Below are 16,437 nucleotides of genomic sequence, written 5' to 3'. Positions count from 1 at the left end.
GGGGCCTCAGCTGGTCCACTTCCACTGGGCGGGGTGGAAGTTGGCGAGCGAGTCCTGGGAGAAGCCGCCGAGGCCGTTCCTGACGACGGAGATCTGGTAGACGGGCTCGGGCAGCCAGACCACGGGCAGGTCCTTGGCGAGGGCCGAACTGTAGTCCTGGATGGCCTGGTTGGACGTGGATGTGGTGGAGGCGGTGATGAGCTTGTCGACGTCCGGGTTGGAGTAGTTGCCGAAGTTGGAGCCGCCCTTGGTCTGGAAGAGCGAGTCGCCGGTCGGGAAGGCGTTGAAGTACCAGCTGCCCGCCGTGCCGAAGAAGGACAGCTGCCACTTGCAGATGGCCTGGCTCGCGGTGCACTGCGGGGTCTGCGCCAGCACGGAGTTGACGGGCGCGGTCTTGATCGAGAACTTGATGCCGGTCTTCGCGAGGGACGACTGGATCGCGCTCATCATGTTGTCGGTCACGGTCGAACCGGACTGCGACAGCACCTGCATCTCGAAATTCGTTCCCTTGGCGACGCCTTCACCGCACTGGGTCGCTCCTGTGCCCGCGTCCGTGCAGACCATGACCCCGCCCTGTTCCGTCCAGCCGTGACCGGTGAGAAGGGACTTGGCCTCCTCGGTCGAGAAGGGGTACGGGTTGCTCTTCTGGGTGGCGGAGAGGAAGTCGGAGGACTGTGCCTGCGGGATCGGGCCGTAGCCGGGGACGGCGGTGCCGTTGAGGATGACCTTGGCGAGACCGGCCTGGTCGATGGACTTCTGGACGGCCTGGCGGGCGTACAGCTGCTTGAACACGGCGCCCATGGTGGGGTTGTTGAAGTTGTACGGCAGATAGGTGATCGCCCAGCCGGACCAGGGCTGCACGGCGTAGCCCCGGTTGGTGAAGCTGTCCTTCTGGTCGAGGTCGGTGGCCTCGATGTAGCCGTAGTCGACGCTTCCGGAGCGCAGGGCGTTCTTCTCGGCGTCGGCCGTCGTGAACGGCAGGAGGTTCACGGTGGCGATGTCCGGCTTCTCACCGCCGTCGTACTTCGTGTTGGCGGCGAGGACGACCTTCCCCGACGTGGCGAACGACTTGATCGAGTAGGGGCCGCTGATGGTCTTCCACAGGGCGTCGCTGTCGTAGCCGGAGATGTTCTTCGCGGCCGTGTTGAGGTACGTCCACACCTGTTTGGCGCCCGCGGCCGTGCGGTCGGCGTCCGACACGGCGGCCGAGGTTCCGGCCTTGTCCCAGGCGTGCTGGGGCAGCGGGGTGATCTGGCTCAGCTCGTTGGCCAGCATCCACTGGGAGTTGTAGGCCTGGTCGAAGGTGATCGTGAAGTGCCGGTCGTCGACGGCCTTGAACGCGGTCCAGTTGTCGGGGGCCTTGCCGGGGTTGTAGCCGGCCCACTCAGCCTTGTTCGCCTTGATGACGTTGAACCAGAACTCGACGTCCCGTGCCGTGATCGGCTTGCCGTCGCTCCAACTCCGGTCGCCGAGCGTGATGGTGACGCTCTTTCCGTCGGCGGCGAAGTCCGCGGCGGTGGCGATCGACGCCTTCTTGTTCCAGGCGATCTTCCCGGTGGAGCCGTCGTACGCGATGAGCGGCTCCCACAGGCCGGCCGCGATGGAGTTGTTGTTGGTGTTGAGGTGGGCCGCGGTGCCGATCGGCAGGATCCAGTTCGGGGTGAAGTTCGCGGGCAGGGCGTAGTTGATGGAGTCCTTCGACGCGGACGACGTGTCACTCGTGCCGGAACAGCCTGCGAGCAGCAGCGCGCTCGCCGAGACGACGACACCGGCGACGAGCGCGGTGCGAGCAGGGGACGACATGGTTCTCCTCGGATCACCGGAGATGTGATGTGCGATCGATGAGCCAGTCAACGACTCGTGGGTACGAAGAAACAGACGCCCAGCCGTAAAAAGCCTGTTTCTGCTCTTCTGGAAAAAGCCGGAGGGCACGATCTGCGACCTATGCTCGTCACTCAAATCCCCGCCGTCGGAAGTTACTTCGCCCATGACCGAAAAAAGTGCCCCGCACCGAAGGACCTCCCCCGGTGTCTCCTCGCTGGCCGGGCGGGTGCTCGAACTGCTGTCCTCCGGGCAGGCGACGACACGGACCGAGCTGGCTGATCTGCTCGGCGCCGCGCCCTCGACGATCTCCTTCACCGTCGGCCAGCTGGTGACCCACGGGCTGGTCGCGGAGCACGGCACACGGTCCTCCACGGGCGGGCGGCCCCAGAAGGTGCTGCGGCTCGGCGGCAGTGACGGGTTCGCGGTCGCGGCGGACCTGGGCAGCAGGCACGCCCGGGTCGGGGTGGTGTTCCCCGGGGGCGGGCTCACCGACGTGTCGACGGTGCCGTTCGCCACCGCCGAGGGGCCGGAGGCGGCGCTGCCCGGTCTCGCCGAGACCCTGGACACGCTCGCCGCCCGGCACGGCCGGGAGCTGCTGCGGGGCGTCGGGCTGTGTCTGCCGGGCCCGGTGGACGTCGATTCGGGCGTCGTCACTCTCCCGGCGCGGATGCCCGGTTGGAACAGGTTCCCGGTACGGTCCTGGCTGGAGGACCGCTTCGGTGTCCCGGCGGCGATCGAGAACGACGCCAACTGCATGGCCGTGGGCGAGCACAGCGTCCAGCCCGCCGAACGGCGCCAGTCGATCATGGTCAAGATGGGCTCCGGCATCGGCGCCGGTGTCATCGCCGACGGCCGGCTGTACCGGGGCGGCACCGGAGCGGCCGGCGAGATCACCCACGTCCGCGTCGAGAACGAGAACGGCACGCCCTGTTCGTGCGGCAACACCGGTTGTCTGGAGACGGTCGCGTCAGGTGCGGCGCTGGTGCGGATCCTGCGGGAGCGGGGCGCCCGGGTCGACTCCATCGAGGACGTGGTCAAGCTGGCCACGGACGCCGACCCGGAGGCGACCGGTGCGGTGCGCCGGGCCGGCCGCCATCTCGGCACGGTCCTGTCGGCGAACGTCAACTTCTTCAACCCCGACGCCGTGTATCTGGGGGGTCTGCTGTCGACGCTGGAGCCGTTCGTGGCAGCAGTGCGAAGTCAGCTGTACGAGGGCTGCCATCCGCTGGTGACCGAGCAGCTGGTGATCGAGCGGGCGAGTCTCGGCGCCGACGCCGGACTGGTCGGCGCGGGACGGTTCGCGCTGCAACGGGCACTGGCGCATGCCTTGCGGACCCTGACCGGCCCCTGACCGACCCCTGCCCGGTCGCTCTCCGTCATCTCACCTCTGACCCCCTGCCGAGGAGCCATGCCCCAGTCCCGTACCGCCACAGCCCGTCCGGTGATCGCCGTCGCCGGGCTCGGTATCGAGTCGTCGACCTTCTCCCCCGCCCGCACCGAGGCGCCCGCCTTCCATCCGCAGCGCGGCGCGGACGTCCTCACGCGTTACCCGTTCCTGGCTCCCGGGGAGCCGTTGCGGGAGGCGGCAGAGTGGCGGGGCGCGCTGGTCGGCAAGGCGCTGCCCGGCGGGACGGTGACGGCTGCCGCCTTCGCTCTGCTCGCCGACGAACTCATCGACAGGTTGCGGGAGTCGGGGCCCGTCGACGGCCTCTGGTACGACATCCACGGCGCGATGACGGTGGAGGGTGTCGACGATGCCGAGGTGGTCCTGCTGGAGCGGATCCGGGAGGTCGTCGGCCCGGCCGTGATCGTCTCCACGTCCATGGATCTGCACGGCAACGTGTCGCGCGAACTCGCCCACCGGAGCGATCTGATCACCTGCTACCGGACGGCCCCGCACGAGGACCACATGGAGACGAAGGAGCGGGCGGTACGGAACCTGGTGAACGTCCTGGTCAGCGGCGCTCCACGGCCGGTCAAGGCCTGGATCCCGGTGCCGGTGCTGCTGGCCGGTGAGCAGACCTCGACGCGGATCGAGCCCGCGCGGAGCGTCTACGCGGCCGTCGCCGAGGTCGAGGCGGCCGACGGTGTGCTGGACGCCGCGATCTGGGTCGGATACGCGTGGGCGGACGAGCCGCGCAACCGGGCCGCGGTCGTCGTCACCGGGTCCGACGAGGCCGCCGTTTCCGCCGGCGCCGAGCGGCTGGCGCGCGGCTTCTGGGAGGCGCGGAGCAGGTTCGCGTTCGTCGCGCCGACGGGCTCGCTGGACGCGTGTCTGGACGAGGCGCTCGCGTCGGACGCCCGGCCGTACTTCATCAGCGACACCGGCGACAACCCGACGGCGGGGGGTGCGGGTGATGTGACCTGGGGGCTCGGGCGTGTGCTGGACCGGCCCGAGTTCAAGGACCCGGACGGTCCGACCGTGATCTACGCCTCCGTGCCGGGGCCCGCCGCCGTCGAGGCGGCGGTGACAGCCGACGTCGGGGCGGTTGTCACGGTCACCGCCGGCGCCGAGGTGGACGACCGGCATGCCGGGCCGCTCACCATGACCGGGGTCGTGCACGCGGTGCGGCACGGGGACCGGGACGCCGGGACCGAGGTCGTGCTGCGGGTCGGCAGCGTGCACGTGATCCTCACGCGGCTGCGGAAGCCGTACCACCACGAGCACGACTTCACCGACCTGGATCTTGATCCGCGCGGTGCCGATCTTGTCCTCGTCAAGATCGGCTATCTCGAACCTGAGCTGTTCGACATGGCTGTGGGGTGGAAGCTCGCGCTGACCCCCGGTGGTGTCGACCAGGACTTGGTGCGGCTGGGGCACCGGCGGATCCGGCGGCCCATGTTTCCGTTCGATCCGGAGATGGGTGAACCGGACCTCGCGGCGAGGATCGTTCCGCCGTCCGACCAGCCGCTCGGCGGAGAGGACGAACAGGGGGCCTCGTGAAGGTGCGGGGTGCGCGCGGGGCGTGGGCCGGGCATGGTGGTAGGGAGTCCGGTCGAGCAAGGAGACGTCATGCCGATCCAGCACTCCGATGCGCCCTCTCCCTCCGACGACACCACCACCCCCGACGCCCTGCTGCACACCGGTGCGGAGCATGGGGCGTCGGCGGAGGACCTGGTGCTGGCCACAGGCCGCGACCTCACTCCGCGCAACCTCGCCTGGGCGGAGCGGAAGCTGGCGAAGGAGGGTCGTGCGGCGCTGGACAAGTTGTTGCCGTGAGGGTCGTCTGTCGACTGCGGGCCGGTGGGGGCTGGTCGCGCAGTTCCCCGCGCCCCTAGCGGGGCGCGTCGTGCCGCACGGTCAATGGGTCGAAGGTGATCCTCGTGCGGGTGCCGTCCTCGGCCCAGGTGATCTCTGCGGTCGTGTCGGTCACCTCCACGTCCGAGACGACCCGCTCGGGCACCAGTGGTTCCGGGTCGGCCGTCAGGACCGCCAGCGCCACGTGCAGTGACGTGCCGGAGGTCTCCCCTGTCAGGCGTGGGACCACGGCCCAGCGGGTGTAGGCGGTGCCCTGCGGGGCGCGTGTCTCCTCGGCGTCCGGATTCCAGCCGTACAGGCCGTGCAGGGTGGATGTCACCTCCTCCTCGGGGCCCGTCGCCCAGCCCGTGTGGGTGACCCGTGCCCCGGCCGGAGCGCCGGTCACGCGGTGGACGCGCACTTCGTGGCGGCCCCGTACCACCGTGACGCTCTCCACCCGCAGCCCCGGCACCATGGGCGGCCCGGCGGTGAAGACGGGGCGGTGCCAGGACGCGGCCCAGCCCCAGCCGTCCCCGTGGCCCGCGCCCAGCGGGTGGATACGGCGCCGGACACTGCCCCGGCCGCCGATCTCCACGGAGAGGTGGTTGTCGGCGATGTTGGCAGGGGCTGTCGGACCGGAGTGGGTCGAGTAGGCCTGGCGGCCGTAGTGCGGATCGTCCTCGGCCGCCGACTCGCTCTCGTGCGGGCGGACGTGATCGCTGCCGTGGTTGTGCAGCCGTACGATCCCGTCCGCGCGGGTCGACTGCGCCAGCAGCCCCGGTGCGGGCAGCGCGAGCACCCGGTCGCGCTCCTCGACGGGCGCCGGTTCCTCGCGGGCCGTCCACAGCGGCGCGTCGGCGGGTGCGAGCAGGGACACGAAGGCCTTCGAGGCCCAGTACGGCGATGCCGGGCCCGAGTACGTCTGCAGGGTGGCCTGGTGCGGGCCGTGCCAGCCGAGAGTGAGCAGGCCGTCCTCGGTCAGGGCGCCCCGGTCCAGGAAGTGACGGAAGCTGCCGCTGATCAGCCGGCGGCTCGTGCCCGGGGTGAGCGGGGTGTGACCGGTGAGGGCGCCCAGGCCGACGGCGGCGGAGGCGGCGAAGCGGTACGAGAGGGAGCGGCCGAAGTGGATCGGGGCGCCGTCCCCGCCGAACATCAGCCCGAAGCCGTCGAGGTGTTCGCGCAGGCGGGGGCCGTAGCGGGCGGACAGTTCCCGGTCGTCGCCGAGGTGGGCGTCGAGGACCGGGTACAGGTGCAGGGCCCAGCCGTTGTAGTGGTCGAAGGCCCGGCCGTCGCCGTCCGCGTACCAGCCGTCGCCCCGGTACCAGGTCTCCATCAGCTCCAGGGCCCGCTGACGTGCCCTGGCCGTCTCGGCGTCGCCGCGTCCGACGGACTCCAGGAAGCCGGCGACCGTGTAGGGGAAGAGGTACCAGTTGTTGGGGGCCGGCGAGTGGCGCAGCGAGCCGCGCAGCCATTCCTCCGCCCGGTCCTGTACGGCGGAGTCGAGCCGTTTCCACAGCCAGGGCGCCGTCAGCCTGAGGCCGAGGGCCACGGACGCCGACTCGACCATCGGCTGGCCCTGCACGTCGTGGTCGAGGATGAGCGGCCAGGACTCGGTGTCCGCGCGGCCGGGGGTGAGGGTGCCCGCCGTGAGGCCCTCGGCGTACCGGTCGAGCCAGCCGTGCGGGTCGTCCCCGTTCGCGCCCGCGACACGGAAGGCGGCGGCGAGGAAGGTGCGGGCGTAGCCTTCGAGCCCGTCGGAGCGCACTCCCGAACGTGACGGGACGCCGGGCAGGTCGAGCAGGGCGCCGCCGGGGGTGCTCCAGCGCCACGCGGCGGCCAGCAGCCCGTCCGCCACGGCCTCCCAGTGGGTCCGGGTGTATCCGGTGTACGGGCTCGACTCGCGGTCCTCGGGCGGGAACTCGAAGGGGATGCCGCTGCTGCTGATACGGGTCGTGCTGCTCATGCGAGGAAGGCCAGCCTTTCGCGTCGTACGGGGTGGCGGAAGCCCGCGCCGGATGCCCAGTGTTCCGTCTCGGCGACGGCGAGATCGGCCAGGCGGCGCCACTCGTTGCCCTGGGATCCGGCGAGGTGGGGGGTGAGAAGCGCGTCGGGGCAGTCCCACAACGGGTGTTCGGGCGGCAGGACTTCGGGGTCGGTGACGTCGAGGACGGCGCGGATGCGGTGCTCGCGGACCGCGTCCGTCAGGGCGTCCTGATCGACGACGCCTCCCCTGGCGGTGTTGATGAACACGGCGCCGGGGCGCATGGCGTCGAGCAGGGCCCGGCTCACCAGGCCTCGGGTGCTGGGCAGCAGCGGGGTGTGCAGGCTGACGGTGTCGGCCCGGGCGAACAGTGCGTCCAACTCGACGCGTTCCACGCCGAGTTCGGCCACGTCGGCGTCGGCGACGTAGGGGTCGTACAGCAGGATGTCGAAGTCGTGGGGGCGTAGCAGTTCGATGACGCGTCGGCCGACCATGGAGGCGGAGACGATGCCGACGGTCCGGCGGTAGTTGCCGATCGTGCGGGAGGTGCGCAGCCAGTTGTCGCGGGTCTTCGTGGCGGCGTAGGCGTGGGCCCGTTCCAGGACCTGTTTGCCGCTGAGCAGGATCATGGCAAGGGTGTACTCGGCGACCGGCAGGGCGTTGGCGGCGGCGGCGGACGACACCTCGATGCCGCGTTCCCAGCAGGCGTCGGTGACATGCGGCCGGACGCTGCCCGCGGTGTGCACGACCGCCCGCAGCCGGGGCGCCGCCTCGAGAGCGTCGGTGTCCAGTACGGGGCAGCCCCAGCCGGTGACCAGGAGGTCGACGTCGGCGAGGATCCCGCGGGCGCGCTCGGTGGAGAAGTCGTCGAGTACCGGCAGCGGGGCGAGGTCGCAGACAGCGGCGAGGGCGGCCAGCGAGGCGGGGTCGAGGACGGCGGCCGCGGCGTCCGGGGACATGGCGAGGGCTGCACGGGGGCGGAAGCCGGGGCCCGGCGAGGACACGGTCATTCGGGGTCGGTCACTCCTTGCTGGTCGGGAACTCCGTTGATACGAACCGCTACTTGACGGAACCCGCGGTCAGACCGCTGCGCCAGAAGCGTTGCAGCAGGGCGAAGGCGAGGACGAGGGGAAGGACGGCGAGCAGCGATCCCATGATCACCACGGGGTAGTACTCGGGCGACACGGAGGCCGAGCTGTTCCACTGGTACAGGCCGAGGCTGACCGGATAGAGGTCCTGGTCGGAGAGCATCACCATGGGCAGGAAGAAGTTGTTCCAGATGGCGGTGAGCTGGAACAGGAAGACGGTGATCAGCCCGGGTCCGAGCATCCGCAGCGCCACCCGTACGTACGTGGTGAGTTCGCCCGCGCCGTCCACCCGGGCGGCTTCCAGGACCTCGTCGGGGACATAGCCCTGACTGAAGACACGTCCGAGGTAGACCCCGAACGGGTTGAACAGGACGGGGATGAACACGGCCCAGAAGGTGTTGACGAGGCCGGCCTTCGAGGCCATCAGGTACAGCGGCAGCGCGAGTACCGTCTGCGGCACCATGACGGCGGCCAGGACCAGACCGAACAGCTTCTCCTTGTGCTGGAAGCGGTACTTGTCGAAGGCGTAGCCGCAGGCCACGCTCACCAGGGCGCCGATGCCGGCGCCGAGGACGGCGTACAGCAGGCTGTTGCCGTACCAGCGGCTGTACAGGCCGTCGTCCATCGCGAACAGGTCGCGCAGGTTCTGCACGAACGAGAAGTCGCTCAGCGACAGGATGTTGCTGCTGAACAGCGCGTCCCGGTTCTTGCCGGCGGCGAGGACCAGCCACAGGACGGGCAGCAGGGTGTAGAGGACGGAGAGCGCGACCACCACGTTGACCGTGGCCCGGCCGAGCAGACGCGGGCGCATGAGGGTGCTGTCGCCGGTGCTCATCGGGCCGTCTCCTCGGGGGTGTTGGCGCGGCTGGTCCAGCGGGTGACGCCGTAGGACAGGGCGATCGTGCACAGGAGCAGGACGACCGATGCGGCTGCCGCGAGGCTGTAGTTGTTGCGGGTGAACGCGGCGTCGTAGATGTACATGCTCGGCGAGAAGCGGGAGTTGATCATCGGGGAGGACTGGCTGAGCAGGACGGGCTCGGTGAACAGCTGCAGCGCCCAGATGAGGGTGAAGATGGCGACCATCACGATCGACGTGCGCACGAGGGGCGTCTTGACCTGGAGTGCCGTGCGGACGGGGCCCGCGCCGTCGACGACCGACGCCTCGACGACCTCGCGGGGTACGGCCTGGAGGGCGGCGTAGAAGACGACCATGTTGTAGCCGAGGTTGCTCCACAGGGCGATGTTCACGATCGACGGGAGGACGGTGTGGATGCCGAGGAAGTCGATGGTGATGTCGGCCTTGGCGAACAGGTCGATGATCGGGCTGATGCCGGGTGTGTAGAGGTACAGCCAGATGAGGGCGGCGATGATGCCAGGCACGGCGTGCGGCAGGAACAGGCCTAGCTGGGCCCAGGCGCGCAGTCGTACGACGCCGGAGTCGAGGAGCAGGGCGAGGGCGAGGGCGCCGATCACCATCAGGGGGATGTAGATCAGGCAGTACAGGGCGACCGTGGCGAGCCCGGACAGGAACGTCGGGTCGGTGAGGACGGCGGCGTAGCTGCGCAGTCCGACGAAGACCGTACGTTCGGGGCCGAAGCCGAGGCCGGGCTGGTCGTCGCTGAAGAAGCTGAGGTAGACGGCGGTGCCGACGGGGATCAGGAAGACGGTGACCAGGAGGGCGAAGAACGGTGCCATCAGGACGGCGCACGCGGCGAGTCGACGGCGTCGGGCCGCCTTGCGGGCGCGGTGTGCCGAGGCCGGGGCGGCGGTGCGGGATGCGGCGGCAGGCGCGGTGTGGTGGGCCTGCGTGGTCGCGGTCATGGGGTGTCACCTGCCTTTGCCTTTCGGGCGGCTCGGAGGCCGTGTTCGGCGCGGGTGCTCATGTGGTGTGCTCGGTGGTCGACAGGCCGAGGGCCTTGAGGTCGGGCATGGTGCCGTCCTGCGCCGCGCGTACGGAGTCGATGAGGGAGCCCTGACCGCCGCCGACGCGCGCGAAGTTGTCCTGCATCACCCGCTGGGTGGCGGTGAAGCGAGGTCCCCAGACCCAGCCGTCACGGATTCTGTGGGCCTCCTCCTCGAAGAGGGAGTAGATGTCCTGACCGCCGTAGTAGGAGCGGTCGAACGCCTCGCGGCCCACGGCGACCAGTGCGGACGCGGCCGGGTACTGGCTGCTGGTCCCGCTGGAGAGACGGGCGCGCAGCGAGTCGGGGTGGGAGACCTGCCAGGCGATGAACTCCAGTGCCGCTTCCGGGTGTCGGCTGTCCTTGGTGACCGCGAAGGTCGAACCGCCGTGTGTGCCGACGGCCGGGTGGCCGGTGTCCCACCGGGGCAGCGGGGCGATCCGCCACTGGCCGGTCTGTGCGGGCCGCGCCTTCATCTGGGCGCCGGCGTCCCAGGCTCCGCTGAGCCGGGTGAGGACGAGTCCGTTCGCGATCTGCGCGTCGGACTGTCTGCTCTCGCCGGCGTTCATGAAGACGAGGTCCTCGTCGATGAGACGCTGCCAGTAGGCGGCGACGCGCCGGGTGGGGGCGTCGGCGAGGGAGACGTTCCAGGCGCCGCCCGCCGTGTCGAACCACTGGGCGCCGGCCTGCCAGGCGTAGGCGGCGAACTGGGTGCCGCCGTCCGTGGGGAAGAGGACCAGCCGTCGGCCGGGCAGCTTGCGGCGGACGGCCCGGGCCAGGTCCTCGAACTCCTCCCAGGTGCGCGGGACTTCGAAGCCGTACTTGGCGAAGAGGTCGGCGCGGTAGTGCATCACCATCGGTTCGACGTCCAACGGCACGCTGAACACGCGCTGTTCGAAGGTGGTGAGACCCAGCGCCTGGGGCAGGAGCTTGGCGCGCAGTTCGTCGCTGATCATCGAGGTGAGGTCGCGGGCCACGCCGTCGATGGCGAAGCCGGGCACCTGCGGGTACTCGATGGTGGCCACGTCGGGAGCGTTGCCTGCGCGGGCGGCGTTGCTCAGTTTCGCGTAGCCGCCCTGGCCGCCGGACGGGATCTGCTGGAAGTCGACCTGGATGCTGTCGTGGGTGCTGTTGAAGGCGTCCACCACCTCCTGGCTGCCGCGCAGCGCGGACCAGAAGGTGATGCGGGTGACTTTTCCGCCGGTACCGCTCGACGCGGAGTCCGCTCCTGCGCTGCAGGCGCTCACGGCGCCGGTCAGTGGCAGTGCGGCCATCGCGGCGAGCACGGACCGGCGGCTTCGTCGACGGTGACTCTGTCGACCAGGCATGTGGTGCCTCCCGCGGCTCCGGCGTGTCCCTGAGACACGTCCTGTTCGAGATACGGGAATCCTGATCGGCACAAGGAAAGCGGTCAAGACATCGATCAGAAGAAAATAAAGCGGTCAAACGCTCATCCAGCATCGGATCCGCGTGCGGATACGGACGCTCAGGAGGTCACCGCCCGGGTCGACCCGCGCACCTTCAACTGCGGCAGCAGCTCGATGCGCCGCACCGGCCCCGCCCCGCTGCCGCGCGGATCCCTCAGCCGCTGCAGAAGCAGTTCGGCGGCGGCCCGGCCGACCTCACCCTTGGGCGGGGACACAGCGGTGAGGGGGGTGCTGCCGAGGGCGGCCACGACATCGTCGTACGCCACGACCGAGCAGTCCTCCGGCACCCGGACGCCGTGTGCGGTCAGCTCCTGGACCAGCATCAGCGCGTCCACGTCGCCGTGCAACACGCATGCCGTGGCGTCGAGTTCGCGCAGGACACCGGGCAGGTCGACGGAGTGCCGGTCCACGCCGGACGTACGGTCGGGGCCCGCGTCGGGGGAACTCAGGGTGAGGGTCCAGGCGTCGAGGTCCGGATGGACGCCGGCGATCCCGGTGAGGGCGGTGCGCAGGGCGCGCGCGGTGGGGCTGTCGTCGCGGGTGGCGAAGACGATCCTGCGGTGACCGAGGGCGACCAGGTGCTCGACAGCGAGATGGGCGCCGTACCAGTGGTCGGAGCAGACGGAGTCCAGGGCGTGCATCGCGCTGCCGGGGCGCGGCCTGCGCTCCATCAGGACGGTCGGTACGCCGAGCCCGCACAGCCACTTCGCGTCGGCCTCCTCGGCGGCGAGGGTGCGCCAGCGGGGGGCGATCAGGACGCCCCGGGCGCCGTCCGCCAACGCCCGCTCCACCAGCGGCTGTTCGGCGCCGGCGACCTGCGGGGCGATATGCAGCGCGATACGCACGCCGGCCTCCGCCAGGACGGGGCGGGCGCCGTGCAGGGTCTCGTAGAGGTAGGAGTGGCGGGCGGGGACCACCAGGGCGACGATGTCACCGTCCCCGGCCGCGGTGACGGGCTCGGGCGGGGCGTCCGGCACCGGGAGGGTGGAGCGGGCGACGCCGTGGCCGCGCCGGAGCCTGCCCTCGCGGGCGAGTTCCTCCACGTCCCGGCGGACGGTCACCACCGAGACCTCCAGCTCGGCGGCGAGGTCGGTCACCCGGGCCGCGCCGCGCGCCTGCACGGCGGCCAGGATCCGCTGCCGCCTCAGTTCGACCGGCTCACGCATACCGTTCGCCCCCCTTGCTTCGTGCGCCGGCACACCCGCCACCGGAATGTTCGTTTGAGCGCTTTCCGCGCAGCATAGCGATCAGCGGTCCGGACGGCAGCATCAGCACCGGAACAAGGGCTTCCGGCCGATTCCCATCCCTTTTCGACCGTTCTTGACCATGGTTCAAACAAAATTCACCGAGTACTCGCGGTAACTGCTTGCTTTACCCACACTCGGGGCGAGAATTTCATCCCTCAACATCTTGCACCTCGGGGGGAATTGGCATATGCGAGGAACAATTGACGGATTCAGCTACGGGTTCGTCACCCCAGTGGCCGCCTACATCATGGCCTGCCTGGGAAGCGCCCTGGGGCTGCGCTGCGTGGTCAGATCACTGCTCAACCAGGGCTCCTGGAAGCCGGGTTGGCTGGCGCTCGGGGCGGCGGCCATCGGGTGCGGGATCTGGACCATGCACTTCATCGCGATGATCGGGTTCCAGGTCAAGGAGAGCGCGGTCCGCTACGACGTCGGGCTGACCGTCACGAGCCTCGCCGTCGCGATCGTCGTCGTCGGTATCGGCGTGTTCGTCGTCGGCTATCGCGGCGCCACACCCGCGGCACTGTCCACCGCGGGCATCGTGACCGGCCTCGGCGTCGCTGCGATGCACTATCTCGGCATGGCGGCGCTCCAGGTGAACGGCGCGATCCACTACGACACGGCGACCGTGGCACTCTCCGTGGTGATCGCCATCGTCGCCGCGACCGCCGCACTGTGGGCGGCCGTCTCCATCCGGGGCTTCGTGACCAGCCTCGGAGCCAGCCTGGTGATGGGCGTGGCCGTCAGCGGTATGCACTACACGGGCATGGCCGCCGTCAGCGTCCACCTGCACGAGGCGTCCAGCACCACCTGGTCCGGCACCTCCCCGACCTCACTGCTGCTGCCGATGCTGATCGGCCCGACCATCTTCCTGCTGCTGGCCGCCGTCGTGGTGATGTTCGACCCGCTGCTGGTCATGGGTGACAGCGAGTGGGGCGCGAAGGGCTCCCGGCAGACCGAGCCGACGTCACTGATACCGAAGCAGCCGGCGAAGCGGGAAACGTGGCGGCCGGCCACGAACCGGCAGCGGACCGCGACCCGGACGGATCTTCGACTGTAGGACATTGCTACGGTGCCCCGATGGCTGACTCCGCACCTGCCCACTCCTCCCGCGACACCGCCGAGGGCGCGGGCTGGGGCCTCGAAGACCCGGGAACCTACCGGGAGTTGATGCCCCGTCGGGTCGAGAAACTCTCGTGGGTCAATCCCCGGACGCTGTGGCCCGCCCGCAACGGCGTGCTGGCCTCCTGGTTCGGGGACCCCACGGGCCGTACCCGAAGCCGCTGGGCCGACCAACGGACAGCCGCGGGCGCGCCCGCCGACAAGGTGGTCAGGCGCGGCGACCCGGACCGCTTCTCCTTCATGGTCATCGGCGACACGGGCGAGGGCGACGCACCCCAGTACGCCGTCGTCCCGGGCTTCCTGAGGGTCGGTCAGGACACGGCGTTCACCGTGCTCGCCAGTGACGTGATCTACCCCGTCGGAGCCACCGACGACTACGGCACCAAGTTCTTCCGCCCCTACCAGGACTACCCCGCACCCATCTACGCGATCCCCGGCAACCACGACTGGTACGAGGATCTGAACGGGTTCATGCGCGTGTTCTGCGACGCCCCGCCCCTCCCGGCGGAGCCCGCGCCCCGCGCGCTCACACCCGCCCGGCTGCGCTCACTCCTGTGGCACAGGCCGAGCGCCGTCGACGAGCAACGCCTCGCCGAGGCGGCCAAGTTGCGCTCGGACCCCGCCCAACAGGCGGTCCAGCCCGGCCCGTACTGGGCGATCGACGCCGGACCCATACGCGTCATAGGCATCGACACCGGGCTGCTGGGCACGCTCGACGCCGAACAGGGCCGCTGGCTGAGGGAGGTGTCCGCCGGGCCGGTCCCGAAGATCCTCATCACCGGTTCGCCCCTGTACGTGGACGGCGAGCACCACCCCTGCCCCATCGATGGCGGCGGCACGGTCGACGACCTCGTCCGCGACCCGGAGCGGAACTTCGTGGCCGCGATAGGCGGCGACATCCACAACTACCAGCGCTATCCGGTGAGCGTGCCCGGCGACACCGGCCACCCCGGCCGGAACAGCCGGACCAGCCGGACCGTCCAGTACATAGTCTCGGGCGGCGGCGGCGCGTTCATGCACGCCACCCACACCATCGAGCGCGTCTCGGTCGCCGACGTCACCGAGGACGAGTTCCGCTGCTATCCGCTGCGCGGCGACTCGCTGGCCTTCTACAGCAGGCTCTACGGCCGACGGCTGCACCTGCGCCGCTTCTTCACCCTCACCGAGGCCGAGGCGACGGCCGTGATCGCCGAGCGCCTGGGCATCCGTCCGACCCGCGCGCCGGGCGAGTCGGTCCGCCTCACCCGGCGCATCCGGCTGGTCGCCGCTCTGCTGGGCACGGCCCGTCGTCCCGACCGTGCCCGGCGTCTGCGGCTCCCGGTCCGGAAGGCGTACACGCAACTGTTCTCGCCCGGCTCGGCGACGTACAGTCCACCGTTCTTCAAGAGCTTCCTGCGTCTCGACGTGTCCCCGGAGGCAATCCGGCTGCGCTGCTTCTCCGCGACCGGCAAGCTCAGGCAGGAGCTGGATCCGCCGGTCGAGGACGAGGTGGTCATCCCGCTGACCCGGCCTGCTGGCACAATCGACGAAGCGTGAACATCCGTACGACGATCGTTGGAGGAGCCCGTGCCGTCCCCCTCACAGCCGCTGCGCAAACTGGGCTTTCTCACCATCGGACTCTTCGACGGCGACGATCCGCGCGCCGGGCACGAGTCGACACTGGAGATCATCGAGCTGGGTGAGCGGCTGGGCTTCGACAGCGCCTGGCTGCGCCACCGTCATCTCCAGTACGGGATCTCCTCCCCCGTGGCCGTCCTCGCGGCGGCCTCGCAGCGCACCAGCCGTATCGAACTGGGCACCGCGGTCACCCCGCTCGGCTGGGAGAACCCGCTGCGCCTGGCGGAGGACTGGGCGACCGTCGACGTCCTCTCCGGAGGCCGGCTCAACCCGGGCCTGAGTGTGGGCCCGCCGATGAACTACGACCATGTCAAGGGTGCCCTGTACCCCGACACGGCGGACGCCGAGGACTTCAGCTACCAGCGGGTCGAGCGGCTGCTGGACCACGTACGTGGGAAGGCGGCCAGCGACTTCAGCGGGGTACAGGGGTTCGAGGTGTTCTCGGACCGGGTGCAGCCCCATTCCCCGGGCCTCGGCAGCCGGCTGTGGTACGGCGGCGGGAGCGTGCGGTCGGCTCGGTGGGCCGGTGAGCACGGCATGAACTTCCTGACCAGCAGTGTCGTCAAGGCCGAGGGGGACGACGAGTCACCCGACTTCGCCGAGATCCAGCTCGCGGGCGTCCGGGCCTTCCGCGCCGCACACCCGGACGGCGACCGGGCCCGGGTCTCCCAGGGGCTCGTCGTCATCCCCACCGACAGCGCCTCGCCCGCGCAGCGCGCGAAGTACGAGGAGTACGCGGCGAAGCGGCTGCCGCGCACCGCGACCCCGCAGGGTCCGGCGCGGCTGATGTTCGCGCCGGACCTCGTCGGCACCTCGGCCGAGATCGCCGAACGCCTGTACGCGCACGTCGCGTTCCAGGAGATCGACGAGGTGGCCTTCGCGCTGCCGTTCACCTTCGACCACGAGGACTACGTCCAGATCCTCACCGACATCGCGACCCGCCTCGGTCCCGCCCTGGGCTGGAAGCCGGCCACCGGCTGACCGCCCGCGGGCCC

General features: G+C 70.3%; 13 protein-coding genes. 6 read left to right on the top strand and 7 right to left on the bottom strand.

Annotated elements, in window-relative coordinates:
* Window positions 1-6: 6 nt before the first annotated feature.
* Window positions 7-1,803, bottom strand: a complete 1,797-nt coding sequence (locus OG241_RS48975) for a peptide ABC transporter substrate-binding protein (protein WP_405825551.1) — start codon at window positions 1,801-1,803, stop codon at window positions 7-9.
* Between the two features lie 184 nt (window positions 1,804-1,987).
* Here OG241_RS48975 and OG241_RS48970 point away from each other — a divergent pair, with 184 nt between their 5' ends.
* The 3 genes from OG241_RS48970 to OG241_RS48960 all read left to right on the top strand — a co-directional run bounded on the left by OG241_RS48970 (window position 1,988) and on the right by OG241_RS48960 (window position 5,044).
* Entirely contained in the window at window positions 1,988-3,175 is a 1,188-nt protein-coding gene (locus OG241_RS48970; RefSeq protein WP_405825549.1) for an ROK family protein, read from the top strand.
* A 57-nt stretch (window positions 3,176-3,232) separates the two neighbouring features.
* A complete protein-coding gene (locus tag OG241_RS48965) occupies window positions 3,233-4,768 on the top strand; it encodes a M81 family metallopeptidase (RefSeq protein ID WP_405825547.1) in 1,536 nt (511 codons plus the stop codon).
* 69 nt (window positions 4,769-4,837) lie between these two features.
* Window positions 4,838-5,044: a hypothetical protein gene (locus tag OG241_RS48960; protein ID WP_405825545.1), complete on the top strand. Its 207-nt coding sequence runs from the start codon at window positions 4,838-4,840 to the stop codon at window positions 5,042-5,044.
* 55 nt (window positions 5,045-5,099) lie between these two features.
* On the opposite strand, the gene OG241_RS48955 is transcribed toward OG241_RS48960, so the two are convergent.
* The 6 genes from OG241_RS48955 to OG241_RS48930 all read right to left on the bottom strand — a co-directional run bounded on the left by OG241_RS48955 (window position 5,100) and on the right by OG241_RS48930 (window position 12,625).
* Entirely contained in the window at window positions 5,100-7,025 is a 1,926-nt protein-coding gene (locus tag OG241_RS48955; RefSeq protein ID WP_405825544.1) for a DUF2264 domain-containing protein, read from the bottom strand.
* Window positions 7,022-8,053 carry a hydroxyacid dehydrogenase gene (locus tag OG241_RS48950; RefSeq protein ID WP_405825542.1) on the bottom strand — a complete coding sequence of 344 codons (1,032 nt, stop codon included), beginning with the start codon at window positions 8,051-8,053 and terminating at the stop codon, window positions 7,022-7,024. The genes OG241_RS48955 and OG241_RS48950 overlap by 4 nt, the downstream gene beginning before the upstream one ends.
* Window positions 8,054-8,102: 49 nt before the next feature.
* Complete coding sequence (locus OG241_RS48945; RefSeq protein ID WP_319094433.1) at window positions 8,103-8,966, bottom strand: carbohydrate ABC transporter permease; 864 nt, start codon at window positions 8,964-8,966, stop codon at window positions 8,103-8,105.
* Window positions 8,963-9,952, bottom strand: coding sequence for a carbohydrate ABC transporter permease (locus tag OG241_RS48940; RefSeq protein ID WP_405825540.1), 990 nt, complete (start codon window positions 9,950-9,952; stop codon window positions 8,963-8,965). The genes OG241_RS48945 and OG241_RS48940 overlap by 4 nt, the downstream gene beginning before the upstream one ends.
* Window positions 9,953-10,010: 58 nt before the next feature.
* On the bottom strand, window positions 10,011-11,360 hold the full coding sequence (locus OG241_RS48935; RefSeq protein WP_405825538.1) for an ABC transporter substrate-binding protein: 1,350 nt from the start codon (window positions 11,358-11,360) through the stop codon (window positions 10,011-10,013).
* 158 nt (window positions 11,361-11,518) lie between these two features.
* On the bottom strand, window positions 11,519-12,625 hold the full coding sequence (locus tag OG241_RS48930; protein ID WP_405825537.1) for a substrate-binding domain-containing protein: 1,107 nt from the start codon (window positions 12,623-12,625) through the stop codon (window positions 11,519-11,521).
* Between the two features lie 268 nt (window positions 12,626-12,893).
* Here OG241_RS48930 and OG241_RS48925 point away from each other — a divergent pair, with 268 nt between their 5' ends.
* From OG241_RS48925 to OG241_RS48915, 3 genes are read left to right on the top strand one after another with little or no spacing between them, the layout of a single operon-like run.
* The gene (locus OG241_RS48925; protein WP_405825535.1) at window positions 12,894-13,763 is read left to right on the top strand and encodes an MHYT domain-containing protein; all 870 of its coding nucleotides are present in this window, start codon (window positions 12,894-12,896) and stop codon (window positions 13,761-13,763) included.
* A gap of 20 nt (window positions 13,764-13,783) precedes the next feature.
* A complete protein-coding gene (locus OG241_RS48920) occupies window positions 13,784-15,361 on the top strand; it encodes a metallophosphoesterase family protein (protein ID WP_405825533.1) in 1,578 nt (525 codons plus the stop codon).
* Window positions 15,362-15,391: 30 nt separating this feature from the next.
* Window positions 15,392-16,423 (top strand): LLM class flavin-dependent oxidoreductase, encoded by a 1,032-nt coding sequence (locus OG241_RS48915; protein ID WP_405825531.1) that lies wholly within the window; start codon window positions 15,392-15,394, stop codon window positions 16,421-16,423.
* Window positions 16,424-16,437 lie beyond the last annotated feature (14 nt).

The organism is Streptomyces sp. NBC_01390 (assembly GCF_045040105.1).
In the GTDB taxonomy this organism is placed as follows: domain Bacteria; phylum Actinomycetota; class Actinomycetes; order Streptomycetales; family Streptomycetaceae; genus Streptomyces.
The sequence above is the reverse complement of the archived record's forward strand: the minus strand, read 5'-3'. Positions and strand labels throughout refer to the sequence as shown.

Excerpts from the sequence above, each read along its gene's own strand:
- OG241_RS48975 (WP_405825551.1), bottom strand. The coding sequence starts at position 1,803 with ATGTCGTCCCCTGCTCGCACCGCGCTCGTCGCCGGTGTCGTCGTCTCG.
- OG241_RS48970 (WP_405825549.1), top strand. The coding sequence starts at position 1,988 with ATGACCGAAAAAAGTGCCCCGCACCGAAGGACCTCCCCCGGTGTCTCC.
- OG241_RS48965 (WP_405825547.1), top strand. The coding sequence starts at position 3,233 with ATGCCCCAGTCCCGTACCGCCACAGCCCGTCCGGTGATCGCCGTCGCC.
- OG241_RS48960 (WP_405825545.1), top strand. The coding sequence starts at position 4,838 with ATGCCGATCCAGCACTCCGATGCGCCCTCTCCCTCCGACGACACCACC.
- OG241_RS48955 (WP_405825544.1), bottom strand. The coding sequence starts at position 7,025 with ATGAGCAGCACGACCCGTATCAGCAGCAGCGGCATCCCCTTCGAGTTC.
- OG241_RS48950 (WP_405825542.1), bottom strand. The coding sequence starts at position 8,053 with ATGACCGTGTCCTCGCCGGGCCCCGGCTTCCGCCCCCGTGCAGCCCTC.
- OG241_RS48945 (WP_319094433.1), bottom strand. The coding sequence starts at position 8,966 with ATGAGCACCGGCGACAGCACCCTCATGCGCCCGCGTCTGCTCGGCCGG.
- OG241_RS48940 (WP_405825540.1), bottom strand. The coding sequence starts at position 9,952 with ATGACCGCGACCACGCAGGCCCACCACACCGCGCCTGCCGCCGCATCC.
- OG241_RS48935 (WP_405825538.1), bottom strand. The coding sequence starts at position 11,360 with ATGCCTGGTCGACAGAGTCACCGTCGACGAAGCCGCCGGTCCGTGCTC.
- OG241_RS48930 (WP_405825537.1), bottom strand. The coding sequence starts at position 12,625 with ATGCGTGAGCCGGTCGAACTGAGGCGGCAGCGGATCCTGGCCGCCGTG.
- OG241_RS48925 (WP_405825535.1), top strand. The coding sequence starts at position 12,894 with ATGCGAGGAACAATTGACGGATTCAGCTACGGGTTCGTCACCCCAGTG.
- OG241_RS48920 (WP_405825533.1), top strand. The coding sequence starts at position 13,784 with ATGGCTGACTCCGCACCTGCCCACTCCTCCCGCGACACCGCCGAGGGC.